The following is a 24,744-nucleotide window of genomic DNA, read 5'->3' as shown; positions in this document are numbered from 1 at the left end:
CTTGTGAGATGATGGGTATCGCTGCGCTCCACCCATCCTACGCTTCTGCGCGCGCTACTACGCCACCAGCGCCGTGGCGCCGCACTGAGCCAGCAGCAGGCTCACCACCTCGGCGTTCGGCCGGGCGCGGCTGAACAGAAAGCCCTGGCCTTCGTGGCAGCCCTCGGCGCGCAGGCAACTCAATTCGGACTCGGTCTCGACGCCCTCGGCGGTGATGGTGACGCCGAGCCCGATGCCGAGGCTGACGATCGAGCGCACGATCGCCTGCGCATCCGGGTTGGCGCCGAGGTCGCGCACGAAGGACTGGTCGATCTTGATCTTGTCGAACGGAAAGCTGCGCAGATAGCTCAGACTCGAATAGCCGGTGCCGAAATCGTCCATCGACATCCGCACCCCGAGCGCGCGCAGCGCATGCAGCGTCGCCAGCACCTGGCTGCTCTTCTCAAGCAGCAACGTCTCGGTAATCTCGAGTTCAAGCCGCCGCGCCGGCAGGCCGGATTGCCTGAGCGCGTCGGTGACGACCGACAGCAGATTGCCGCTGCGGAACTGGAGCGGCGACAGGTTGACCGCGACGCGGACGTCGTCGGGCCACTGCGCCGCATCCATGCAGGCGCGATGCAGCATCAGCCCGCCCAGCGCGTTGATCAAGCCGGTCTCCTCGGCGACCGGGATGAACTCGCCGGGCGAGATCATGCCGCGCTCCGGATGCGGCCAGCGCACCAGCGCCTCGAAGCCGGTGATGCGGCCGCTCGAAAGATCGACCAGCGGCTGGTAGTACGGCCGCAGGATCTCGTTCTGGATCGCATCGCGCAGGTCGAGCTCGATCTTGCGCCGGCTCTGCGCCCGCGCGTCCATCTCCGCCTCGAAGAAGGAGAAGGTGCCACGGAACTCGCTCTTGGCGCGCGACAGCGCCATGTCGGCGCTCTTCAGGAGCTTCTCGGAATCCTCGCCGTCGCCGGGCGACATCGCGATGCCGATACTGGCGCCGATCACCACCGAATGGCCGTCGAGCAGATGGGGCTCGCTGATCGCCTCGAGGATCCGCCGCGCCAGCAGCACGACGTCCTCGGGCCGCGTCACGCCGGCCTGCACGATCGTGAACTCGTCGGAATTGAGCCGGGCCAGCGCGTCCTCATCACGCAAGGTCGAGCGCAGGCGCTTGGCGACGCCGCGCAGCAGCTTGTCGCCGATGCCGTGGCCGAGCGTGTCGTTGACCGCCTTGAAATTGTCGAGCCCAAGCATCAGCACCGCGACCTTGTCGGTCGAGCGGCGAGTGTGCTGCAGCATCTCGTCCATCTGCTGGCGTAGCAGATTGCGGTTCGGCAGCCCGGTCAGGCTGTCATGCTGCGCCATGAAGGCGAGCCGCGCCTCGGCGCGCTTGCGCTCGGTGATGTCCATCAGCGCCAGCAGCATCGCCGGCTGGTCGCCGTGCATCAGCTGGCGCGAATAGATCGCAAGGTCGATCAGCGTGCCGTCGGCGCGCACATGCTTCCAGGTCCGCGCCGCCTGCTCGTCGCTGCTGCGGCCGGCGGCCCAGGGCAATTCGGCGTCGAACGCCTGCAGGCTGCGGACCGTCATCCGCTCGAATTCGGCGCGCACATAGCCATAATGCGCGATCGCCGCGTCGTTGACGGCGAGGATTCGCTCGCCGTCCAGCGTGCAGAGGATCATCGGCACCGGATTGCCGTCGAACAGCAGGCGGAACGAGGCCTCGCGCTGTTTCAATTCGGTGATGTCGACGCGCAGGCCGACGATGCCGCCATCCGAGGTCAGCCGCTCCTCGATCAACACGACGCGGCCGTCGGCCAGCACCTGCTCATGCCGTTCGCCCGGCTGATACATCTTCTGCAGCCGCTCGGCGATCCATGCCTCCTCGCGGCCCGCCGCCTCCGGATAATCGCCGCGCGCCACGCCGACGCGGATGGTGTCTTCCAGCCGCGCGCCGTGCTCGAACAGATCGGAGCTGCGCTGATAGATTTCCGCGTATTTCTTGTTCCAGAGGGTGTAGCGGCCGCTGGAGTCCAGGAACACGATGCCCTGCGGCAGGAGATCGATCGCCTCGCGCAGCCGCGCATTGGATTTGCGCGCGTCCGCAATGGCCGCGTCGGCTTGCGCGCGCTGGCGCACCAGCTCGCCGATCTCGGCGGCGGCGCGGCGCGAACGGCCCGAGAGTCGCGGTACCGGCTTGGACCTGCGATCCCCGAGACGGGATGCCTTGGCCAGCTTCGGCTTCTTGGTTTTCTTCGGCCGCATCATCGGCATCGCACGCCCCACGCGCATTCCAGATCAGTGACATTTCTGCGATAAGTGTCTGAAAAATTGGTATCTCTCGACACGCAGCTGCGCCGGATGAGAAGTCGCGGCCTGCCCGCTTTGCAGGCGGTTTCGCGCATCGCGCGAGCGATCGGCGTCGTGCCAGCGGATTCACGAGGGCGGGAGCCGCCATCCATGATGACGAATCCGTAAATCGGGGCGCGATTGCCCAATGAACGCGCCGAAGAGGCTCCTGCGCGCATCAATATGCGTCAACGCGCAACAGGGTTATCGCGCGGTTAAGCGGCGACGCGATCGGCCGCTTTTGCAGCTTGCAGACTAGTTGGTGATCACGATCCGCGTCGCGCCGCGGCCGTTGCGCTCGACGAGGCCATAGAGCATCGCGGCGTGCGACGGATGCAGCCGCACGCAGCCATGCGAGGCGGGGCCGCCGAGCCGACCGAGATCGTAGGTGCCGTGAATGGCGAAGCCGCCGTGGAAGAAGATCGAATACGGCATCGGCGAGTTGTAATACTTTCGCGAGAACCAGCGCCGAGCCAGCATCTGCGGACGATAGACGCCGCTCGGCGTGCCGTAGCCGCGCCGCCCGGTCGACACCGGCCAGTTGTAGCGCATCGCGCCGTCGACGCTGACGGCCATGCGCTGCGATGACTTATCGATGTGAACGACGACGCCGGCCTGCGCCGGTGACAGCGCCAATGTCGCGACAACGATCGCGGCTGCAAATGCCAGCCGTACGCCAAATACGCTACACATAGTACGCCTGCCTGAAATTATTGCGGGCATATGTCGCCCGGGGCGCGCAATTGTAAAGTGCTACACGTCACACGCGGGCCGCAAAGCCGCGGGTAATCTTAATCCAGGCTGTGGGCGATCAAGCAATTGCGATGCGTGCGCGGTTCGCGCGCGGCAAATCCATGCTAGCCTTGCGCAGACAGAGTGCTCCGAAATGACACCCCGCCTGCGTCTGATCCCGCTCATGCTCTGCGCCTTCCTCGCCTGCAGCGTATCCGCGCAGGCGCAGGACAAGGGCTCGGTCAATCCGAAGCCGCTGCCGCCGCTCGCTAACCCTAACGACCCGAAGCTCGGCGCGAAGGAATTGTTCGCGCGCAAGGTGCTGCCGGCCGCGCTGCCGACGCAGTCGATCGGCGGCTATGCCAAGGGCTGTCTCGCCGGCGCCGCGCAGATGCCGCTCAACGGCGACACCTGGCAGGTGATGCGGCTGTCGCGCAACCGCTACTGGGGTCACCCCGGCATGATCGCGCTCTTGAAGCGGCTTGCCGCCAAGGCGCACAAGGACGCCGGCTGGCCGGGTATCCTGGTCGGCGACATCGGCCAGCCACGCGGCGGTCCCGCGCTGTCCGGCCATGCCAGCCACCAGATCGGGCTCGACGCCGACATCTGGCTGACGCCGATGCCGGATCGCAAATTATCCCGCGAGGACCGCGAGGACATGTCGGCGGTGATGATGGTGCGCGACGACCGGCTCGACATCGATCCGCGCGTGTTCACGCCGGGTCATGTGCTTGTCATCCGCGACGCCGCGCAGGAGCCGGCGGTGCAGCGCATCTTCGTCAACGCCGCGATCAAGAAGGCACTGTGCCGCGAGGCCAAGGGCGATCGCAGCTGGCTGTCGAAGATCAGGCCGTGGTGGGGCCACGACTATCACTTCCACATCCGCATGCGCTGCCCGCCCGGCAGCCCGCAATGCGAGGGACAGAAGCAGCAATCCGAGGGCGAAGGCTGCAAGCCCTCCGACCTCGCCTTCTGGTTCAAGGACTCGGTGCTGCATCCGAAGCCGCCGTCCAAGCCGCCGAAACCGCGGCCGCCGATGACGCTGGCGCAGCTGCCGACAGCCTGCAAGACCGTGCTGAACGCGGCGGACGCCAAGCAATAAGAGCCCGGCAATAACATCTTCGTCAGGCGGCTATGCCTGTTGGCGCGAACTGCGCTATGATCGCCCGTCGTCGCGCCGTAAGCGCGTTCGAGCCGCCGATCAGGATACCTGGTCTTCGATCATCCCCATTTGTCGATGCGGGGCCGCCATCGCGTGGTCGAGCCCTCCGGCGTCATGATTGCAGTGGACCAGACATGCGCAAATCGCTCCTCGCCGCTACGCTGCTGCTCGTATCTGTTCCCGCTTTCGCGGCCGAGGAGCCGAGCGGCTGTGACAAGTTCAAATGGTCGATCGACAGCGCACGCGCTGCGCTGACCGCGCCCGATCGCACCAAGCTCGCATCGGGCAGCGAGCAGACGGCGCTGCCGGCCACCGCCATCACGCTGGCGCTGGTGACCCCTGCCGATGCCAAATTGCCGACGCCGCCGGAGCGCGCGCCGAAGGACGGCACCTTCGCCGGCTTCACCAGCTTCAAGGCCGCGCCGAAGGCCGGGCTCTACACCATCAGCCTCTCGGCCGGTGCCTGGCTCGACGTGGTGCAGGACGGGCATTTCCTCAAGCCGAAGGCGTTTTCCGGCGCCACCGACTGCGACGGTATCCGCAAGACCGTGAAGTTCGAACTCGCCGCCAGCCCCTTCGTCGTGCAGGTCAGCGGCGCCAAGGACAATTCGCTGTCGATCGCGATTCAGCCCACGGCCGAATAGGCAGAGCTGTCAGACCGCCGGACCCGTTAGACAAACGGTCGCCTTTACCGTAAGCCTCAGCCTGTTATGTTTGCACTGCGATATCCCCCAGGACCGTAAGTCCTTCGGGGACCAGCGGAACAGCGCTTCCGTCCGTCGCAAGCAAGACCCCACCAACGCCTGATTTGCGCGTGCATTTTCGCGCGCAAGCTTGCACGGAGCGCTCCATGTCACGACTTGCCGGACTTTTCACCGCCTTCGTCATCCTGCTTGGCGCAGTGCATTCGCCTGCGAAAGCGCAGGACAAGACGATCACCGTCTTCGCCGCCGCCTCGATGAAGAACGCACTCGACGACATCGACGCCGCCTATACCGCCAAGACCGGCGTCAAGGTCAGCGCCAGCTACGCCGCGAGCTCGGCGCTGGCCAAGCAGATCGAGCAGGGGGCGCCGGCCGACGTCTTCGTCTCCGCCGACACCGACTGGATGGACTATGCGATCAAGCAGAAGAACATCAATGAAGCGACCCGCGTGAACCTGCTCGGCAACTCGATCGTGCTGATCGCGCCGAAGGATTCCAAGATCGACAACGTCACCATCGCGAACGGCTTCGATCTCGCCAAGCTCGCCGGCGATGGCAAGATCGCGACCGGCGACGTCAAGGCGGTGCCGGTCGGCAAATACGCCAAGGCGGCGCTGGAGAAGCTCGGCGCCTGGCAGGCGGCGGAGCCGAAATTCGCGATGGCTGAAAGCGTGCGCGCCGCGCTGACGCTGGTGGCCCGCGGCGAGGCCGTGCTCGGCATCGTCTATTCGACCGACGCCAAGGTCGAGCCCGGCGTCAAGATCGTCGGCACCTTCCCGGCCGACAGCCATCCCGCGATCATCTACCCGGTCGCGGCGACCACGACCGCGAAGCCGGAGACGAACGATTATCTCGCCTTCCTGCGCTCGTCCGCGGCGAAGACGATCCTCGAAAAGTATGGCTTCAAGTTCCTGATCAGCCCGACGACCTGACGCGTGTTCGAGATCTCGCCGACCGAATGGACGGCGATCCTGCTGTCGCTGCGGGTCGCTATCATCGCAACGCTGGTGGCGACCCCGTTCGGCATAGCGCTCGCCTGGCTGCTGGCGCGGCGCGATTTCTGGGGCAAGTCGCTGCTCGATGCCTTCGTGCATCTGCCGCTGGTGCTGCCGCCGGTCGTCACCGGCTATCTGCTGCTGCTGACCTTCGGCAAGCGCGGCCTGGTCGGCGGCTGGCTGGCCGAGCATCTCGGCATCGTGTTCGCGTTCCGCTGGACCGGTGCTGCGCTCGCCTGCGGCGTGATGTCGTTTCCGCTTCTGGTGCGGCCGATCCGGCTCTCGATCGAGGCGATCGACCGGCGGCTCGAGCAGGCCGCCGAGACGCTCGGCGCAGCACCCTGGCGGGTGTTCGCGACCGTGACGCTGCCGCTCGCATTGCCCGGCATCCTCGCCGGCATGGTGCTCGGCTTTGCCAAGGCGATCGGTGAGTTCGGCGCGACCATCACCTTCGTCTCCAACATCCCCGGCGAGACCCAGACCATCTCGTCGGCGATCTATTCGCTGATCCAGACGCCGGATGGCGACACCGCCGCTGCGCGGCTGGTGATCATCTCAGTGGTGCTCGCGGTCGGCGCGCTGGTCGCAGCGGAGGTGTTCGCCCGCCGCGCCACCGCGCGGCTGCATGGGCAGTAGCGATGCTGCGCGTCGACATCAGCAAGCAGCTCGGCGAGTTCACGCTGGCGGCCTCGTTCGAGAGCGAAGGCCGCGTCACCGGGCTGTTCGGCGCCTCCGGCTCCGGCAAGACCTCGCTGATCAACATCATCGCCGGGCTGCTGCGGCCCGACCGCGGCACCATCGTGATCGACGGCGAAACCGTCGACGACAGCGCGGCCGGTATCCACATCCCCGCCTATCGGCGACGCATCGGCTACGTCTTCCAGGACGCGCGGCTGTTTCCGCATCTCGATGTCGGGCGCAATCTCGACTATGGCCGGCGCATGAACGGCCTCACCGAGGACCCCGCGCAGCGCAAGCGCGTCGTCGACCTGCTCGACATCGGCAGCCTGCTCGACCGCCGCCCCGGCAAGCTGTCAGGCGGCGAACGCCAGCGCGTTGCGCTGGGCCGGGCGTTGTTGTCGAAGCCCCGCCTGCTGCTGCTCGACGAGCCGCTGGGCGCGCTCGACGAAGGCCGCAAGCTCGAGATCCTGCCCTACCTCGTGCGGCTGCGGGACGAGGCCGGCGTGCCCATGGTCTATGTCAGCCACGACGCCGCCGAGCTGCGCCAGCTCGCGACCCAGATCGTGATGCTGCGCCACGGCCGGGTGACCGCCTTCGGCGGTGTCAAGGTGTTGACAAGCGGCGCGTAGCTGGCCGTTTTGCATGAAAGCAGCATAAGATAGCCCAGCTTGTCCGTTAGGCACCTGTCCGAGCGTAGGATCGGGGCGAAGGGGAAAGGCAAATTGTGCGGCTGACCGGCTGGATATTGCTGCTGATAGGCGCCCTCGCATGCGCGACGATCGCGTGGGCGGCGGTCGGCTTCCTGCTGATGGGCGTCGGCCTGATCGCGCTGCAAGTCGCCGAGCGGCGCAAGCGCCGGGCCGAGGTCGCGCCGGCCGCTCCCACCGGCTTGACACCACCGTCGGTCGGCGCCGGGCTGCAGCCGCCGGTCTTCGAACCTGTCCCGCATGACGGTGCGCCACAGCGTTTGCCCCGCCGGATGGCGTGGCCGGCCCCCAGCAATGACGCGCCCTATGACCGCGAGGCCTGGCGCCGGCTGGTCGAGAGCGACAGCGACATTGCGCAGATCGCCAATGTCCTTGCCGATTACGGCCCGCAATATGTCGACGAGCTGGCGGCCAGCTACCTTGCCATGCCCGACAAGAGCCGGCTCGCCGCGATCGTCGACGGCATCGTCGCACGGGCACGCGATACCCAGCCGGCCCCGCCGCCTAAGCCGATCGAGGCATCACGGCCGCCGCCGTCGTCCCGGCCGGTCGTCGCGCCCGAGGGCGCGGCGCCCAAGCCTGCCATGCCCAAGCCGGACACGCCCAAGCCAGACGCGGTCAAGCCGGCCGCGCCGCCGCCTCTGCCGGCCAATCCGGCCGACGCGCTCGAAGCCTCACTGATCGCCGCTGTCGAGGCCTCCACCGCCGCCAAGGCCGCGGCCGAACGTAGCGAGCCGGGCGGCGCGTCTACGTCCCCGCGCGGCGCCTTCGGGCGCGCAGCGCGGGAGCAGAGGCCTGACCGGCCTCCGCCGCCCGTGCAAACATCGCCACCCGCCGATATCGAGGCCTCGCTGATCGCCGCCGTCACCGCCGCCAAGCGGGCCGAGCCGCTGAAGCCTGCCGCACCGCCAGAACCTCCGCCGGCTGCGGCGAAGCCGGAGCCCGAGATTCGCCGTACGCCGGGGGCACTGAAGCCGGCGGCACCACCTGTCCCGCCGCCTGCCCCACCGGCCAAGCCGCTCACCAGGCCGCCAGGCAAGGCGGCGGCTGACGATCTCGACGAATCGCTGCTCGCGGCGCTCGCCGAGATATCCGGCCAAAAGCCCTTGGACCCCACCAAGCCGGAGGCCACATCCAAGGACCCGCCGGCCGACGACGAGTTGAGCGCGATGATCAAGAAGTTCGCGCCGGATTCCAGCTTCCTGCGCAAGCAGTGAGCGCGCTCAGACTCCCGCGACCGACGCCCAGATGTCGGCGAGCTTGCGCCTCACCACCTGCATGCGGGTCTGCGGCACGACCTCCTCGTCTTCCTCCGGCAGCCGCAGGCCCACGACATTGACGCGGCCGCCGCTGATGTTGCGCGCCACCAGCACGATGGTGTCGAGCCCGAGTTCGGCGCCCTGCTTCGGCGCGCGGTCGAGATAGATGTCGAAATAGTCCGACAGCGTCAGCTTGGCTTCGTGCACGTCGACCTTGACGCCGTAGATCTCGGCGAGCTCGCCGAGCGTATGCTCGCCCGAGACCATGAAGTCGCCGAGCAGATGCGGGTCGGGCTCGGCCGAGGGCGGCATGTCGACGAAGAAGCGGTCGAGCGCCTCGGCGCGCTCGGGCGGCGCCAGCAGATAGATGTAGTCGCCCGGTGCGACCGGATCGGCCTCGGTCGGCGTCAGTATGCGCTCGTCGCGGATCACCAGCGTCGGCTTCGACCAGGACGGGATCAGGCCGCGGCGGAAATACAGGCTCTTCGACCGCACCGGATAGCCGACCAGCTGCTGCTCGAGCTGGCCGGGCAGATCCAGCTCGACGCGCCGCGGCCCGCGCTCGGCGCGCGGCAGCGCGACATGCAGCCGCCGCGCCGCCGGCGCCAGCGTCCAGCCCTGCAGCAGCAGCGAGATGATGACGACGACGAAGGCGACGTCGAAATACAGATAGGCCTTCGACAGGCCGACCAGCATCGGGATCGAGGCGAGGAAGATCGCAACCGCGCCGCGCAGCCCGGTCCAGGCGATGAAGATCTTCTCCCGCCAATTGAACTTGAACGGCGCGAGGCAGATCATCACCGCCAGCGGCCGCGCCACCAGCATCAGCGCGAAGGCGACCAGCACCGCGCCGCCGGCGCTGGACACCAGCCGGTGCGGCGACACCAGGAGGCCGAGCAGGACGAACATCACGATCTGCGCCAGCCAGGTCGCGGCGTCGAGGAACGTCACCACCGAATTATGCGCACGGGTCGGCCGGTTGCCGATGATGATACCGGCGAGATAGACCGCGAGGAATCCCGAGGCGTGGACGATCTGCGAGCCGCCGAAGATCACCAGCGCCGCCGTGGTGACGAACGGCGCGTGCAGGCCCTGCGGCAGCGCCACATAGTTCAGCGCCAGCACCACCAGCCGGCCGCCGATCACCCCGATGATGGCCCCAAGCACCGCTTCCTGGATGAACTCCATCGCGATGTGGGAGGCCGAGCTTTGCCCGATCGAGATGAACTCGACCAGCATTAAGGTGAGGAAGATCGCGAACGGATCGTTGGTGCCGGATTCCGCTTCCAGCGTCGCGCCGACGCGGGGGCGCAGCCGCAGGCCCTGGGTGTGCACCAGAAGGAACACCGCCGCGGCGTCGGTCGAGGCGACCACGGCGCCGACCAGCAGCGACTCGGCCCAGTTGAGATCGAGCACATATTTTGCGACCGGCGCCGTGATCAGCGCGGTCAGCAGCACGCCCGCGGTCGCCAGCACCATCGAAGGCGCCAGCACGGTGCGGATACTGGCGAACCGCGTCTTCAGCCCGCCGTCGAACAGGATCAGCGCCAGCGCCACCGAGCCGACCAGATAGGTGGTGCGGACGTCGTCGAACTGCAGCCGGCCGGGCCCGGAATCGCCCGCCAGCATGCCGACCAGCAAGAACACCAGCAGCAGGGGGGCGCCGAACCGCAATGCGAGCAGGCTCGACAGGATTCCGGCCATCACCAGAACCGCGCCGAGCAGGATCGCTATACTGACCGAGTCGAGGGAAGCCATGCGCCTTCGTAGCCATCAAGTACTTGCAATTGCATCCTTATCGTCGTCACACTTGATCGCCAAACGATTTCTGGGATGAGCGGCAATGTGCCCGGTTTCGAAGGCGCGTGTCTGAGCATGATCCACCCGGAAACCCGCCTCACGCTCTTCCGGATCATGCTCTAGGTCGCCACGATGCGGTGTTGTATCGATGGCCGCATGCGCGCGTTTGTGGGATTCTCGACGCGGCTTCGAATCACATTTGGCTGACCCGCGCCTGAAATCGAGACTTTGCCGATGGACATGAGCCTGAAGGACGTCCTGGAATCGATCCAGATGGCATTGCGCTCGGTCGGCGCCGAGATCGCCTCGCCCTGGTTCTACCTGCAGTTCGGCATCATCCTCGCGGCCGCCGGCATCGCCTATGCGGCCGATACTACGATCCATGCGCGGGTCAACATGGCGGCGCTGGCGACGCGCTGGCCGCTGCCGCTCCGGCACTTCGCCCGCGTCATGGTGGCGAGCGCCTCCACCGCGGTGTTCGCGCTGTTGATGATCATCTCGCGCGTCGTGATGTACCACGCGACCTGGCCGAGCCGCAGCTATCTGATCGCGGTCTCCGCCAAGCTGGCGCTGGCCTGGCTGGTGATCCGCCTCGTCACCTCGGTGATCGACAACGCCTTCATCGTCAAGCTGGTGTCGATCGCGGCCTGGCTGGTCGCGGCGCTCAGCATCATCGACCAGCTCGACTGGGCCGCCGACACGCTGGACTCCTTCGCGATCGTGGTCGGCGGGCTGCGCCTGACGCCGCTGCTGCTGATCAAGGCCGCAGCGCTGCTGATCGTGACGCTCTGGGCGACCAACATGGCGAGCAATTTCGCCGAGAGCCAGATCAACCGCGCCACCGATTTGACGCCGTCGATCCAGGTGCTGCTGGTCAAGATCATCCGCATCGGGCTGATGGTGACGGCGATCGTGATCGCGCTCGGCGCCGTCGGCATCAACCTTGCGGCGCTCGCGGTGTTCACCGGCGCGGCCGGCGTCGGCATCGGTCTCGGCCTGCAGAAGATCGTCGCCAATTTCATCAGCGGGCTGATCCTGCTGGTCGACAAATCGGTGAAGCCCGGCGACCTCGTCACGATCGGCGAGAACTCCGGCAAGATCAGCGCGATGAAGACCCGCTACATCTCGGTCGCCGCCGGCGACGGCCGCGAGTTCCTGATCCCGAACGAGGATCTGGTGACGCAGAAGGTCACCAACTGGACCTATACCGACAAGAACACGCTGGTGAAGATCGCCTTCTCGACCAATTACGACGCAAATCCGCGGCAGGTCTGCAAGCTCGCGGTCGAGACCGCATCGGCGCATCCGCGCGCCACCAAGGGCAAGACGCCGAACTGCATCCTGAACGAGTTCGCCGAGGCCGGGATGAAGTTCTCGCTGACCTTCTGGATCGCCGACCCCGACGGCATGGACACGGTGAAGAGCGACGTGATGCTGTCGCTGTGGGACGCCTTCAAGGCCAACGGCATCCGTGTCCCCTACCCGGTCCGGGAACTCCGTGTCCGCGGCGGCGCGCTGCCGGTCGAGAGCGTCGTGGAGGTTTCGAGCTAAAATTGACCGGTTTGAACATCGTCCCCATGCCCAAGCTTGGCTTGCGCCGGGCGCGCCGATCATTAAATTAGGGCCCAAATCCAGCCCTTTGCCCCGGAAAACCTCTCGCCCATGAGCTATATCGACGCCACCGACACCTCGCTCCGCAAGACCGGCCAAATCAAGCTGCACGGCCAGAGCGGATTTGCCGGCATGCGCAAGGCGGGCGCGCTGGTGTCGAAGTGTCTCGATGCGCTCACCGACATCGTCAAGCCGGGCATCCCGACCTCCGTGATCGACGAGTTCGTCCGCGCCTTCGCATTCGACCACGGCGCCTATCCGGCGACGCTGATGTATCGCGGCTATCGCTACTCGACCTGCACCTCGATCAATCACGTGGTCTGCCACGGCATGCCGGGCGACCGCCCGCTGAAGGACGGCGACATCGTCAATATCGACGTCACCTTCATCGTCGACGGCTGGTACGGCGATTCCAGCCGCATGTACGCGATCGGCCCGATCGCGCGGAAGGCCGAGCGGCTGATCGAAGTCACCTATGAGGCGATGATGCGCGGCATCGCGGCGGTGAAGCCCGGCGCCACCACCGGCGACATCGGCCACGCGATCCAGAGCTTCGTCGAGCCGCAGGGCATGAGCGTCGTGCGCGACTTCTGCGGCCACGGCCTCGGCCGCCTGTTCCACGACGAACCGAACATCATCCATATCGGCCGCCCCGGCGAGGGCGTGCCGCTGCGGCCCGGCATGTTCTTCACCATCGAGCCGATGATCAATCTCGGCAAGCCGCATGTGAAGATCCTGTCCGACGGCTGGACCGCTGTCACACGCGACCGCTCGCTTTCGGCGCAGTTCGAGCACTCGGTCGGCGTCACCACCGACGGCGTCGAGATCTTCACGCTGTCCGAGCGCCACGGCGAGAAGCCGTGGGTGCAAGTGTAAGCGCGATCAGTAATCGCTGCGGGTGCGGTCCTCGATCTGCTGCGGCGTGTAGTTTTCTCCGACCGACATCGCGCAGATTCGCGACAGATGCAGATAGGGCAGACCGGTCTCCTCCGCCCAGGTGTTGAACTGCGCCTGCACCTTGGCGAGATCGCGCTTCGATTTGACCTCCTCGGCGATATCGAGGCCCGCATCGCGCAGGCAGGCTGTGACGTCGCGCGAGGTGACAAAACCGTCCCAACCGAGGAAGCGCAGCAGCATCTGCCCGGTGTTGCCGCCGAGCCGGCTGCCGCGCTTGGCGAGCAGATCCAAGAGTCCGATCTCGTCCGACGACGGCCAGGCGGCGAGGAATTTGCCGAAGCTGCCGTGCTCTTGCGCGATCTCCTGCACGAAGCGGCCATTGTCGCGCACCGACATGATCTTGGCGCCGTTGCGCACGATCCTTGTATCGCCGGTCAGCTTCTCCCAGAATTCGTCGGGCTTGAACGCGAGCTTGGCCGGGGCGAAGCCGAGGAAAGCCGTCTCGAAACCTTCCCATTTCGCGTCGATCACGCTCCAGGCAAAGCCGGCGCAGAACACGCGCCGCGTCATCTCGGCCAGCACGCGGTCGTCGCCGAGTTTCGCCAGCGCCTTCGCACCCGCCGGCGGATGCAGCAGCTTCTCCAGCGCCTTCGGCCCGCCCTTGCGCTTCTCGGCGCGGGCGCGGATCACCTTGAACGACGTCATGCGGACACCTTGTTGGATTTCCCGGCGAGGGCCGAACGGTAATTCAGCGCTCCGGCCAACGCAAACCGGCGCTTGCAAATCGCGGCCGGCACGGCATGGTTGTGGCCGATGCCCGCCAAGCCCGATGACCTCAACGACACTTCCGACGAGACGCCGCATTATCACGGCCATCGCGAGCGGCTGCGCGAGCGGTTCTATGCGGCCGGCCCCGAGGCGCTGAGCGACTACGAGCTGCTGGAGATGGCGCTGTTCGCCGCGATCCCGCGCCGCGACACCAAGCCGCTGGCGAAGGCGCTCTTGAAGAAGTTCGGCTCGTTCGCCGAAGTGGTGCATGCGCCGGTGGCGCGGCTGCGCGAGGTCGACGGCGTCAAGGATGCCTCGATCAACCAGCTCAAGCTGCTCGCGGCAGCCGCCGGCCGGATCGCCAAGGGCGAGATCAAGCGCAGCGTCGCGCTGTCGTCGTGGAACGAGGTGATCGACTATTGCCGCTCCGGCATGGCGTTCGCCGACAAGGAGCAGTTTCGCCTCTTGTTTCTCGACAAGCGCAACCAGTTGATCGCCGACGAGGTGCAGCAGACCGGCACCGTCGACCACACCCCGGTCTACCCGCGCGAGGTGATCAAGCGCGCGCTGGAATTATCCGCCACCGCGCTGATCCTGGTACACAACCATCCGAGCGGCGACCCGACCCCGTCGCAGGCCGACATCCAGATGACGAAAGCAATCGTCGAAATCGCAAAGCCGCTCGGGATTGCGGTGCATGACCACATTATCGTTGGCAAGAACGGGCACGCGAGCCTGAAGGGGATGCGGTTGATGTAGCGCGTACCGTCGTCCCTGCTTTCGCAGGGACGACACTGAGAGTTTGGTCTTGCATCGCCTCCCAACAACGCGGTGTCATCGCCCGGCTTGACCGGGCGATCCAGTACGCCGCGGCCTCTCGGCTCGATAACCACCGTCTCTGGAATACTGGATCGCCCGGTCAAGCCGGGCGATGACAGTGTGGGTGGGGCGCGATCTCGCATTCTCGCGAGCCGAGTCGTCCGTCGTGTTGTCTCGTTGCTCAGCGCTCCGCCCGGGCGTCGCGCCCGTCCGCTATCGTCCCGGCCTTCGCCTGGTCCGCCGATCCGCGGCGGCCGGTGCGGCGATCGTGCAGGCCTGGACGATGTTCGGAAGATAGCCCTGGCAGAAGTCCAGATAGGCCCTGACGATGGTCGATTGGTGACGATGCGGCGGATAGAGCAGATTGAGCGACCACTCGGGCAAAGGGTACTGCGGCAGCAACTGTAGCAGGCGCTTGTCGCGGATCGGTCCGGCCGCGAGGAAGGGCGGCAGCTCCGTGACCACGTCGCCGCCGAGCGCGCGAGTACACAAATGATGATAGTCGTTGGTGGACAGCACCGTCCTGGGTTCGACGACATGCTCGCCCAATTCCCATCGCACCGGCGCGTCGACGCGCGTCGCCCATACCGCGCATGGCAGGCGTTGCAGCGCGTCGGGACGGTTCGGCACGCCGTGGCGCTTCACCAGCTGCGGAGCGGCTACCAGCACGTTCCGAAACGACAGGACATGCCGCGCGATCATGGCTTCGTGCACGATCGCACCGACGCGCAGCGCGACATCGATGCCGTCCTCGACGAGGTCGACGCGGCGTTCGGTCGAGTAGAGATAGACCTCGATATCAGGATAGCGGCGCTGGAAGGCGGCCAAGAGATCCCACCACGGCTCGAACGTCTGCGGCAGCGACAGGCGCAAACGCCCCTTCAGGCGGGCTTGATCGCTCACCACCGCCTGCTCGGCGTCCAGCAGCGTTTCGATGCCGCGGCCGGCGTGCTCGTATAGCCGCGCCCCGGCGTCGGTGAGTTTGGCGCCGCGCGCCGAACGCTCGAGCAGCTGAACCTTGAGCTGCCGTTCGAGGTCCCGGATACGGCGGCTCAAGGTGGGAAGCGGCATCCTGAGGCGGGTTGCCGCCGCCGAGAGGCTGCCGGCCTGAACGACGGCGACGAGCATTCTGACGGCGTTGAGATCCATCCGACCAGCCTACCATGTCTGGTAGGTTGATTGCCAATCTCGGCTATTCCTTTTCATATTTGGCTGCCTTAGCTAGCCGGTCGAAAGCAATTTCGACCTGGAGCACCGATGACACCGAGGATCCTGGCAGCCATGGCAATCGCATTGGCGAGTTCGAGCGCGTCGGCACAGACGCCGACGTCACCCACCGAGCGCGTCACCGTCGCGAACTACAATCGCGCGCAGACCGACGTTTATTTCGCCGGCGTGGTCAAGGGCGGCGGCTTCGGCAAATTCCGCCACGGCCGCGAGCTTGCGCAGGTGGTCCAGAGCGGCATCGTCCGTCCCAACCGCGATACGCTGTACTCGTTTGCGATCTTCGATCTCGATGCCGGGCCGGTGACGGTCACGCTGCCCGATGGCGCCAAGCGCTTCATGGCGATGCAGGTCGTGAACGAGGATCAGTACACGACGGACGTCCATTACGGCGCAGGCAGCTCCAGCCTGACGCGGGAGAAGGTCGGCACGCGCTACGCCATCGCGGTGGTCCGCTTCCTGGTCGACTTCGCGAACCAGGATGAAATCAGGCGGGTCCACGCGTTGCAGGACAAGGTCACGTCGAGCCAGCCGCGCACCGGCACGTTCGAGATCCCGAACTGGGACGAGGCGAGCCTCGGCAAGGTGAAGGCGGCGCTGCTGCAACTCGGAACCACGGTCTCGGATACGCGGCACATGTTCGGCGTCGACCGCGATCACGTCGATCCGGTGAAGCACCTCATCGGCACCGCGATGCTCTGGGGCGGCAATCCGGAGCCGGACGCGCTGTATCTTCCGATCACGCCCGCGCGCAACGACGGCAGCACGATCTACCGGCTGACGGTCCGCGACATTCCCGTCGACGGCTTCTGGTCGCTCACCGTCTACAATGCCGAGGGATATCTGCAGCCGAACCCGGCGGGCGCCTATGCCATCAACAGCCTCACCGCCGCGAAGGCCGCGGACGGGTCGGTGACCATGCAGTTCGGCGGCTGCGACGGCAAGGTCGCCAACTGCCTGCCGATCACGGCGGGGTGGAACTACACGGCCCGCCTGTTTCGGCCGCGCCCGGCTGTGCTGGACGGCAGCTGGACATTTCCCGAGGCACAGCCGGCCGATTGAGCTCGCGACCGAACGTCCCCTCCCCCGCGACCCTGCCGGCCAATTGACATTCGCCGGCCGGCTGCCAGACTTCGGCGAAAATACAGGGGTGGAGACGTCTGGATGGCCAATCTATCGGCCTCGAATCATGTCGCCCGTGTTTTGTCGACGGCCAACCAGGTGGCCGGCGTCGACACTGAATCGCGGATTGCCGCCTCGTGGCGGCGCTGCGTGGTCAGCCACAAGCTCGATCCGGCGCGGCGTGGGCCGCCGCAGACGCTGACCGAGGCCGAGGTCCGGCACGTCGCCGAGCCGATGGAGGAACTGATCCAGGTCGCGCTGCCGGAACTGGAGGATCTTGCGCGCCTGCTTCGCGAGTCCGGCTACTGCGTCAATCTCGCCGACCCCAACGCCACCATGCTGGTGAGCCGCCTGCCCGAAGGCGATTACGCGCGGATGTTCCTCGAGTGGAAGATCTACACCGGCTCGAACTTCGCCGAGACGTTCGAGGGCACCAATGGGCTCGGCACCGCGCTCGCCGAGCAGCGGCCGATCATCGTGCATGGCGACGAGCATTTTCGCGAGCAGTGGCACATGTTCACCTGCGCGGTGTCGCCGCTGTTCGACCATGCCGGCCGGCTCGCCGGCGCGGTCAACATCTCGTCGTGCCGCGGCGATCTCGGTCGTGGCGCGCATGAGCTGGCGCTCGCGGTGACCACGGATGCGACGCGGCGGATCGAACGCGCCTTCTTCCGCCGCCGTTATCGCTCCTCGTGGATCGCGACGCTGCCCGGCAGTGACGGCCACGGCATGCTCGCCTACGACGACGACCGCCGTGTCGTCGGCGCCTGCCGCACTGCGCGTGCCGCATTCGGCCTGACCGACGCGATGCTGTCTGACGGCATCGACCTGTCGCATCTGATCCGCTTCGAGGATAGCGCGGCGCGCGGCGCGGAGGACGGCATCGCGCTGCGCCGCGCCGACGGCACGCCGTGGGGACGCGGCCGCATCGCGCCGCCGCTGCGCGCACGATCCCCACGTCCGATACCCGCGACGCCGCGGAGCAAGCCGGCCACACAATTCGACGGCCTGCACCGCCTCGCCGGCCGCGATCCCGTGCTGATCAAGGGCGTGAAGCGGCTGATGACGGTCGGCCATCTCGATCTGCCGATCCTGCTGCACGGCGAGACCGGCGCCGGCAAGGACGTGTTCGCGCGCGCCATCCACGCCGCGAGCAGCCGCGCGCACAACAATTACGTCGCGCTGAACTGCGCGGCGATGCCGGAGAGCCTGATCGACGCCGAGCTGTTCGGCTACGAGGCCGGCGCCTTCACCGGCGCGCGGCGCGAAGGATCGAAGGGGCTGATCGTGCAGGCGAGCGGCGGCACGCTGTTCCTCGACGAGATCGGCGATATGCCGCTGGCGCTGCAGACGCGGCTGCTGCGCGTGCTGGAGAACCGCGAGGTGTGGCCGCTCGGCGCGCTGAAGCCTGTTGCGGTCGACATCCGCCTGATCAGTGCCACGCACCGCGATCTGGCGCAGATGGCCGAGGACGGCGGCTTCCGCTCCGACCTCTACTACCGGCTGCGCGGCATGGAGGTGCGGCTGCCGCCGCTGCGCGAGCGCGCCGACAAGCAAGAGGTGATCGCGCAGATCGCCGACGAGGAAGCGCCGCACTGCCGGATCGCGCCCGCGGCCTGGGCGCAGCTCGTCGCCTATCCCTTCCCCGGCAACATGCGCCAGCTCCGCCACGTGCTGCGGCTCGCCGGCGCTACCGCCGAGGGCGGCGTCATCACCGAGGCCGATCTCGACCTGCCGCCGCTTGGCACGCGATCCGCTGCGGCGGATCAGGACGCGAGCGAGCGCGCGACGATCGTCGCAGCGCTGCGTGCGAGCGGCGGGCGGGTGACGGAAGCAGCAAAGGCGCTCGGGCTCAGCCGCGCGACGCTGTACCGGAAGATCAAGGCGCTGAGGATCGGGCTGGATGGCTAGCGCGTGATGAAGTCAGGCTGAATTGGCGGCGGCGGAGGCGCTGTTGCCAAAATACTGAAGAACAACCCCATGCAAAGTAGCCGGCGCGCGGCCGGCCTCCGACCATGCAGCTTGACACGTCGGGCAACTCAGGGGTATTCTTCCAATATTCCGAAATGGCCAGCAGCTGGGCCGTGCATCCTTCGAGACGCGCTACGCGCTCCTCAGGATGACGGGTTGAACAGCGGTGCAACACACCGGCCGTCGTCCCGGCCTTCGCAGGGACGACACTGAATGTTCAATGCCGTTCGCGCAGCCAAACGTTCACACTCGCTCAGCCGCGGCGCTTTTTCTTCTTCTTTCCGGGTGCAGCTTTTGTCGACCACGCCGTGACGCCGACCGCGGGTCCCGTGTGACCCGGCTTGCTACGGTGCTTGTCCTTCTTCCGGGGAGCCCAATCGTCGGTAGATTTCGTGCCGCCATCGCGATCAGGCTTGCCGCGGTGCTTCGGCCTTGCTGTTTCGCGCGGCCGGTCGTCGCGACGGGTGGCGCGATCCACATCGCCGGCCTCGCGCCGCGGCGCGTGTGCGCGCTTCTCCGGCGGCGCCTCGGCTTGCGGCGCGTGCGGCAGCGGCTCGATGCGGATGCTGTCCTCCTTGTCGGGGCGCTGGATCTTCGCGGCAAACGAGTCGGCGACCCGCGCGGAAATCTCGAACTCCGTGGTGGTATCCGAGATCCTGATGGCGCCGATGTCGCGCTTGTCGATGCCGCCGCGGCGGCAGATCATCGGCAGCAGCCAGCGCGCTTCGGCATTCTTGCGCCGCCCGATCGCCGCGCGGAACCAGACGCTGGGCTCGGCCATGCCGTGGCGCGCCGACGACTTTCCCGGCTTCGATCGCAGCCGCTCCGACCGGTCATCGCCGCGCGCATCTCGTGCATGGTCCCGGCCGCGATCGTCACGCGTCCGGCTGCGGACCTCGCCGGGATCGATGATGTCCTCGGGCGACGGCAGCCGCGCGCGATAGAGCCGCGCCAGCGCAGCGGCGATCTGCTCGGGCGTCCGCTCGGCGAGCAAGGCCTGCGCCAGCGCCAGATCGTCCGGCGTCTCTTCTTCTTCGAAGACCGCATCCTTCAGCATGCGCTCGTGATCGAGCTTGCGGATTTCATCCGCCTGCGGCGCCGTGCCCCAGAGCGCATCGATGCCCGACAGATGCAGCAGCATATCCGCTCGCTTGCGCCGTGCCGGCGGCACCAGCAGGACGCTGACGCCCTTGCGGCCGGCTCGGCCGGTACGGCCCGAGCGATGCTGCATCACCTCCGGATCATTCGGCAGATCGGCATGGATGACGAGATCGAGGCTCGGCAGATCGATGCCGCGCGCCGCGACGTCGGTCGCGACACAGACCCGCGACCGTCCGTCGCGCAACGACTGCAGCGCCTGGGTGCGCTCGTTCTGCGTCAGTTCGCCCGACAGCGCGACGACGGCAAAGCCGCGCTCCAAGAGTGCCGCCTGCAGATGCCGGACCGCCTCGCGCGTGTTGCAGAACACCAGCGCGCTCGGCGCCTCGAAGAAGCGCAGCACGTTGACGACGGCGTGTTCGACATCGCCGGGTGCGACCCGGATGGCGCGGTAGTCGATATCGGCGTGACCGCCCTCGTCGCCTGCGACCTCGATCCGGAACGCGTCTTGCTGATACTGTTTTGCCAGCGCGATGATGCCGCGCGGAAACGTCGCCGAAAACAGCAGGGAGCGGCGCGTCTCCGGCGTCGATTCGAGGATGAATTCCATGTCCTCGCGAAAGCCCATATTGAGCATTTCGTCGGCCTCATCGAGCACGACGACCTTCAATTCCGAGGTGTCGAGATGGCCGCGGCGCAGATGATCGCACAGCCGGCCCGGCGTACCGACCACGATATGCGCGCCGGCAGCCAGCTCGCGCTGCTCGCGGCGCGGATCCATGCCGCCGACACAGGCGACGACGCGCCCATCGGCATGCTGATAAAGCCACGCCAGTTCACGGTGGACCTGCAGCGCGAGTTCGCGCGTCGGCGCGACGATCAAGGCCAGCGGCGCGGCCGCCCGCTCGAACCGCTCGGCCTCGCCGAGGAGATCGCTGGCCATCGCCAGGCCATAGGCGACGGTCTTGCCGGAGCCAGTCTGGGCCGACACCAAGAGGTCACGGCCGGCGGCCTCGTCGTCGAGCACGGCGGCCTGAACCGGGGTCGGCTTGTCGTAGCTGCGCTCGGCAAGCGCCCGGGCAAGCGGCGGGCTAGTGGTCGAAAATGACACGGGAAAAACCTTGGTTGGCACGGCGCAAGGCGCCGCGTGGCATGAAGCGGCAAGTCCGGCAATGGCACGGCCGCGCGCGTAGCGATTTGTGATTTCGGCTGCTTTACGCCAAATGCGGCCAAATCACCATGCCCCGCGGGCCGAAAAAGCCCACGCCAGAGGCAGATTTGATCGGTCGTCCAGCCGAATTCAGCTGCTCTTGCCCGGGCGGCGGAGCCATTCGCTCAGATCGATGCGGCCGAGGCGGGCTTCGCCTAGCGGCACCAGCGAGTGCTGCTCGACCCGGCCGCCCCAGTAGAGCGCATCGGGGTCCCGCACGACCTGGCGCGGGTCGCCTTTTGCCTTCAGGTAGCGGACGACAATCTCGTCGAGCGGCGCGCGATCGGGGCCGGCGATATCGACGATGCCATTGCGCGGCGGCTCGAGCGCGATCTCCGCAACCAGGGCGGAGACGTCTTCCGCCGCGATCGGCTGGAACAGGCCGGGCGAGAGGCGGACCGTGTTGCCGTCCGCGCCGGCATCGGCGATGGCGCCGATGAACTCCATGAACTGGGTGGCGCGGATGATGGTGTAGGGAATGGAGGAAGCCTCGATCAACTTCTCCTGGGCCACCTTGGCACGGAAGTAGCCGTTCTCGGGCGTGCGGTCGGTGTTGACGATCGAGAGCGCGACATGGTGGCCGACACCGGCGGCGGATTCAGCCGCGAGCAGATTGCGACCGGACGTCTCGAAGAATTCAAGCACCGCCTTGTTCTCGAACGAGGGCGAGTTGGCGAGGTCGATCACAAGCCCGGTATTGGCCATGGCCTCCTTCAGGCCTTCGCCGGTGATGGTGTTGATGCCATTCCTCGGGGATGCGGCGACGACCTCGTGGCCGCGCTCGCGCAGGATGGCAACGGTCTTCGAGCCGATCAGGCCGGTACCGCCGATCACGACGATCTTCATGGTTGGCACTCCTTCAGTCATGAGACGCGCTTGGGCCTCAAATCGCCTGCGCCACGCGCAACCGCACCATATCATGATGCCCGGATTTTCGACCGGTCAGCATTGCTGATCGTTTATGGACGACATCAAACGTCACAAATCCAGTACGGACTGCGATTGGACCGTCATATTTCCCGTCATGCGCGAATGGTGATATCGTCGCCACTTTCATCGACGGCACGGAGTGGGTCCCATGACGCGGCTTCCTCTCTCTGTGGTCGTTGGCCTCATTGCCGCGACCATTTCGCAACCTGCTTTTTCGCATTCGCCCGAACAACAGCTCGGCACCGTTCATTTCGCAACGTCCTGCACGCCGCCCGCGCAGGAGCTTTTCGATTATGCGATGCGGTATCAGCACTCGTTCTGGTACAGCGCATCGCGACGCACCTTCGAGGAGGTTCTCAAGGAAGACCCGCAATGCGGCATCGCCTATTGGGGGATCGCGCTCAGCTATCTCTATAATCCGCACGCGCCGCCGCCGCCGGAGAACCTGCCGCTCGGGCTCGAGGCGGTGAAGAAGGGCCAGGCGCTGAGTGCCAAGACGCAACGCGAGCGGGATTACATCGATGCGATCGCCGCGATGTATGTCGATTACGACAAGCTCGACCATCGCACGCGGGTGCAGAAATTCCTCGCCGCCGAGGAACAGGTCGCGACCCGCTATGCCGACGATGACGAGGCGCAGATCGCCTACGCGATCACGCTCAATGTCGCGGCTCTGCCGACCGACAAGACGTACGCCAACCAGCTGAAAGGCGCCGCGCTGCTGGAGCCGATCTTCAAACGCCAGCCCGATCACCCCGGCGTCGCCCACTATCTGATCCATCTCTACGACTATCCGGCGCTGGCGGCGAAGGGCCTCGACGCCGCGACGCGTTATGCGAAGATCGCCGCGCACGCGCCGCATGCCCAGCACATGCCATCGCACATCTTCACTCGCGTCGGCTACTGGAAGGAGTCGATCGCCTCGAACGCGGAATCGGCGCGGATCGCCAAGGAGGACGGCGAGCAGCAGGACCAGGCGCACGCGATGGACTACCTCGTCTATGCCTACCTCCAGCTCGGCCGGGACGACGAGGCACGCGCGGTGGTCGACGAACTCGGCCAGATGCAGTTCAAGCTCGAACGGTTCGCCGGCCCCTACGCGGTCGCGGCCAGCCAGGCGCGCTATGTGTTCGAACGCGGCGACTGGAAGGCGGCCGCCGCGCTGCAGCCGAAGCAGACCAAATACGCCTATGCGGATGCGATCACCTATTTCGCGCGGGCGGTCGGCGCCGCGCGCTCCGGTGATCCGGCGGCCGCGCAGGGCGATGTCGCCAAGCTCGCCGAGCTGCGCGACAAGTTGAAGGACGCAAAGGATGCCTACTGGTCGAACATCGTCGACATCCAGCGGCAGGTTGCGGCCGCCTGGATCCTCTATGCCGAAGGCAAGCAGGACGCGGCGCTGGAAGCGATGAGCGCCGCGGCGGACGCCGAAGACAAGACCGACAAGCATCCGGTGACGCCGGGTCCGCTGGCGCCGGCGCGCGAGCTTTACGGGGCGATGCTGCTCGACCACGGCAAGGCCAAGGAGGCGCTTGCCGCCTATGAGGCCGTGCTCAAGAAGGAGCCGAACCGGCTGGCCGCTTACATCGGCATGAGCAAGAGCGCCAAGGCGGCCGGCGACCAGGCCAAGACCAGCGAATGCGCGGCGCAGATCGCCCGGCTCACGGCGGATGCCAACGTCTCGCGACCGGAGCTGATCGAGATCCGTCAGACGACGGGAAGCAAGCTGTGATGCCGCGGATGATCCGGCGCGACGTTTGGGCGGCGCTATCAGGCGCCGCCGCGCTCTGGCTTTGCCACGCGCCGGATCTCCGCGCGATGGAGTTCCTGGCGCAGGCAGGCGTTCTCGGTGAATGGGAGTTGACCGGCAATCTCACCGAAAGCGAGGGGCCGGCGAAGCAATTCGCCGGTCCGCTGAAGATGAAGCATGTCGGGATCTGCACCCAGGACGGACCGGATGAACGGGCCGGCGAGATCCGGCTGCAAGTCGCGGGCTCCAGCGCGCAGGTGACGGCGGAGCTGGTGCTGGACGATGCCCCCTGCAAGTACAGCGCGCGCAAGACGCACGCCTATGAGGGGACGCTGTCGTGTGAGGGGCGTGCGCCGGTGCCGATGCTGGTGTGGCTGAAATAGGAAAACGTCAGGAAAACTCGTTCCAGCTGACGCGGCGCGCGTCGAGGTCGCCGAGCACGACCGGATCGTGGATGTTCCGCACGCTCTGAAAGCCGCTGCGCAGGTAGATCAGGGGATCGACCGTCGTCACCGCGCGGACATGCTTGACCTCGCCGATGAAGACCGAATGGGTTTTGGTCTCCAGCTCCTGGCTCAGCACACAATCGAACGCGGCGACCGCGTCTTCCAGCACCGGCGCGCCGGTGGCGCCGGTGGTCCAGCGGCCGAATGCAAAGCGGTCGTCGCCGTTGACGCCCTTCTGGCCGGAGAAGGTCAGCGCCAGCAGCGCGTGCTCCTCGTTCAGGAAGTTGATGACGAAATGGCGCTCCTCGCGGATGCGCTCATGGGCGCTGGCGTTACGGTTAACGCAGACCAGCACCGAGGGCGGGTTGTCGGACAGCGAGCAGGCCGAGGTCACAGTCAGCCCGGTACGCTTTCCGGGCTCCCTGCCCACCGTCACCAGCGCAACCGCGCCGGCGCAATGCCGCATGGCCTGCTTGAAACCCTGTGCGTCGACCGACATGCCTGACCTCGGAAAACAAAGA

22 protein-coding genes are annotated in these 24,744 nt (G+C 66.7%); 13 read left to right on the top strand and 9 right to left on the bottom strand.

What is annotated here, in order from left to right:
* Positions 1-57: 57 nt before the first annotated feature.
* Together JQ633_RS05780 and JQ633_RS05775 are read right to left on the bottom strand one after the other, a co-directional pair.
* Positions 58-2,262 (bottom strand): putative bifunctional diguanylate cyclase/phosphodiesterase, encoded by a 2,205-nt coding sequence (locus JQ633_RS05780; protein WP_211984142.1) that lies wholly within the window; start codon positions 2,260-2,262, stop codon positions 58-60.
* A gap of 330 nt (positions 2,263-2,592) precedes the next feature.
* Positions 2,593-3,030: a L,D-transpeptidase gene (locus JQ633_RS05775; RefSeq protein WP_249158862.1), complete on the bottom strand. Its 438-nt coding sequence runs from the start codon at positions 3,028-3,030 to the stop codon at positions 2,593-2,595.
* Positions 3,031-3,223: 193 nt separating this feature from the next.
* Between JQ633_RS05775 and mepA the strand changes: the two genes are divergently transcribed.
* The 6 genes from mepA (at position 3,224) to JQ633_RS05745 (ending at position 8,535) form a co-directional block, all read left to right on the top strand.
* Entirely contained in the window at positions 3,224-4,171 is a 948-nt protein-coding gene (mepA, locus tag JQ633_RS05770) for a penicillin-insensitive murein endopeptidase (protein ID WP_211983339.1), read from the top strand.
* 194 nt (positions 4,172-4,365) lie between these two features.
* A complete protein-coding gene (locus JQ633_RS05765; protein ID WP_211983337.1) occupies positions 4,366-4,875 on the top strand; it encodes a hypothetical protein in 510 nt (169 codons plus the stop codon).
* A 206-nt stretch (positions 4,876-5,081) separates the two neighbouring features.
* Positions 5,082-5,867 (top strand): molybdate ABC transporter substrate-binding protein, encoded by a 786-nt coding sequence (gene modA, locus JQ633_RS05760; protein ID WP_211983335.1) that lies wholly within the window; start codon positions 5,082-5,084, stop codon positions 5,865-5,867.
* A 3-nt stretch (positions 5,868-5,870) separates the two neighbouring features.
* On the top strand, positions 5,871-6,566 hold the full coding sequence (gene modB, locus JQ633_RS05755; protein WP_211983333.1) for a molybdate ABC transporter permease subunit: 696 nt from the start codon (positions 5,871-5,873) through the stop codon (positions 6,564-6,566).
* 2 nt (positions 6,567-6,568) lie between these two features.
* Complete coding sequence (modC, locus tag JQ633_RS05750; protein WP_211983331.1) at positions 6,569-7,240, top strand: molybdenum ABC transporter ATP-binding protein; 672 nt, start codon at positions 6,569-6,571, stop codon at positions 7,238-7,240.
* Between the two features lie 95 nt (positions 7,241-7,335).
* Complete coding sequence (locus JQ633_RS05745; RefSeq protein ID WP_211983329.1) at positions 7,336-8,535, top strand: hypothetical protein; 1,200 nt, start codon at positions 7,336-7,338, stop codon at positions 8,533-8,535.
* A 6-nt stretch (positions 8,536-8,541) separates the two neighbouring features.
* On the opposite strand, the gene JQ633_RS05740 is transcribed toward JQ633_RS05745, so the two are convergent.
* Positions 8,542-10,335 carry a potassium/proton antiporter gene (locus JQ633_RS05740; RefSeq protein ID WP_211983327.1) on the bottom strand — a complete coding sequence of 598 codons (1,794 nt, stop codon included), beginning with the start codon at positions 10,333-10,335 and terminating at the stop codon, positions 8,542-8,544.
* Between the two features lie 276 nt (positions 10,336-10,611).
* On the opposite strand from JQ633_RS05740, the gene JQ633_RS05735 reads away from it, so the two are divergent.
* Both JQ633_RS05735 and map read left to right on the top strand, forming a co-directional pair.
* The gene (locus JQ633_RS05735) at positions 10,612-11,928 is read left to right on the top strand and encodes a mechanosensitive ion channel family protein (protein WP_211983325.1); all 1,317 of its coding nucleotides are present in this window, start codon (positions 10,612-10,614) and stop codon (positions 11,926-11,928) included.
* A gap of 111 nt (positions 11,929-12,039) precedes the next feature.
* Positions 12,040-12,864 (top strand): type I methionyl aminopeptidase, encoded by an 825-nt coding sequence (map, locus tag JQ633_RS05730; RefSeq protein WP_211983323.1) that lies wholly within the window; start codon positions 12,040-12,042, stop codon positions 12,862-12,864.
* Between the two features lie 6 nt (positions 12,865-12,870).
* Here the strand turns inward: map and JQ633_RS05725 are convergent, their stop codons facing one another.
* Positions 12,871-13,590 carry a DNA-3-methyladenine glycosylase I gene (locus tag JQ633_RS05725; RefSeq protein ID WP_211983315.1) on the bottom strand — a complete coding sequence of 240 codons (720 nt, stop codon included), beginning with the start codon at positions 13,588-13,590 and terminating at the stop codon, positions 12,871-12,873.
* 108 nt (positions 13,591-13,698) lie between these two features.
* Here JQ633_RS05725 and radC point away from each other — a divergent pair, with 108 nt between their 5' ends.
* Positions 13,699-14,412, top strand: coding sequence for a RadC family protein (gene radC / locus JQ633_RS05720; protein WP_211983313.1), 714 nt, complete (start codon positions 13,699-13,701; stop codon positions 14,410-14,412).
* Between the two features lie 273 nt (positions 14,413-14,685).
* Here the strand turns inward: radC and JQ633_RS05715 are convergent, their stop codons facing one another.
* The gene (locus JQ633_RS05715) at positions 14,686-15,621 is read right to left on the bottom strand and encodes a LysR family transcriptional regulator (protein WP_211983311.1); all 936 of its coding nucleotides are present in this window, start codon (positions 15,619-15,621) and stop codon (positions 14,686-14,688) included.
* Between the two features lie 132 nt (positions 15,622-15,753).
* Between JQ633_RS05715 and JQ633_RS05710 the strand changes: the two genes are divergently transcribed.
* On the top strand, positions 15,754-16,758 hold the full coding sequence (locus JQ633_RS05710) for a DUF1254 domain-containing protein (protein ID WP_249158861.1): 1,005 nt from the start codon (positions 15,754-15,756) through the stop codon (positions 16,756-16,758).
* Between the two features lie 102 nt (positions 16,759-16,860).
* Positions 16,861-18,729: a sigma-54-dependent Fis family transcriptional regulator gene (locus JQ633_RS05705; protein WP_211983307.1), complete on the top strand. Its 1,869-nt coding sequence runs from the start codon at positions 16,861-16,863 to the stop codon at positions 18,727-18,729.
* 313 nt (positions 18,730-19,042) lie between these two features.
* On the opposite strand, the gene JQ633_RS05700 is transcribed toward JQ633_RS05705, so the two are convergent.
* The 3 genes from JQ633_RS05700 to JQ633_RS05690 form a co-directional block, all read right to left on the bottom strand.
* Complete coding sequence (locus tag JQ633_RS05700; protein WP_211983305.1) at positions 19,043-20,998, bottom strand: DEAD/DEAH box helicase; 1,956 nt, start codon at positions 20,996-20,998, stop codon at positions 19,043-19,045.
* Between the two features lie 189 nt (positions 20,999-21,187).
* Complete coding sequence (locus JQ633_RS05695) at positions 21,188-21,943, bottom strand: SDR family oxidoreductase (protein WP_211983303.1); 756 nt, start codon at positions 21,941-21,943, stop codon at positions 21,188-21,190.
* 37 nt (positions 21,944-21,980) lie between these two features.
* Positions 21,981-22,277: a hypothetical protein gene (locus JQ633_RS05690; RefSeq protein WP_211984205.1), complete on the bottom strand. Its 297-nt coding sequence runs from the start codon at positions 22,275-22,277 to the stop codon at positions 21,981-21,983.
* Positions 22,278-22,325: 48 nt separating this feature from the next.
* On the opposite strand from JQ633_RS05690, the gene JQ633_RS05685 reads away from it, so the two are divergent.
* Positions 22,326-23,759 (top strand): hypothetical protein, encoded by a 1,434-nt coding sequence (locus tag JQ633_RS05685; protein ID WP_249158860.1) that lies wholly within the window; start codon positions 22,326-22,328, stop codon positions 23,757-23,759.
* The gene (locus JQ633_RS05680) at positions 23,759-24,160 is read left to right on the top strand and encodes a hypothetical protein (protein ID WP_211983301.1); all 402 of its coding nucleotides are present in this window, start codon (positions 23,759-23,761) and stop codon (positions 24,158-24,160) included. The genes JQ633_RS05685 and JQ633_RS05680 overlap by 1 nt, the downstream gene beginning before the upstream one ends.
* 7 nt (positions 24,161-24,167) lie before the next feature.
* Here the strand turns inward: JQ633_RS05680 and JQ633_RS05675 are convergent, their stop codons facing one another.
* Positions 24,168-24,722: a flavin reductase family protein gene (locus JQ633_RS05675; protein WP_211983299.1), complete on the bottom strand. Its 555-nt coding sequence runs from the start codon at positions 24,720-24,722 to the stop codon at positions 24,168-24,170.
* Between the last annotated feature and the right edge of the window lie 22 nt (positions 24,723-24,744).

Source organism: Bradyrhizobium tropiciagri (assembly GCF_018130505.1).
Classification (GTDB): domain Bacteria; phylum Pseudomonadota; class Alphaproteobacteria; order Rhizobiales; family Xanthobacteraceae; genus Bradyrhizobium; species Bradyrhizobium tropiciagri_B.
Note: the sequence above shows the minus strand (reverse complement) of the source record. Positions and strands in the feature narration are given on the sequence as shown.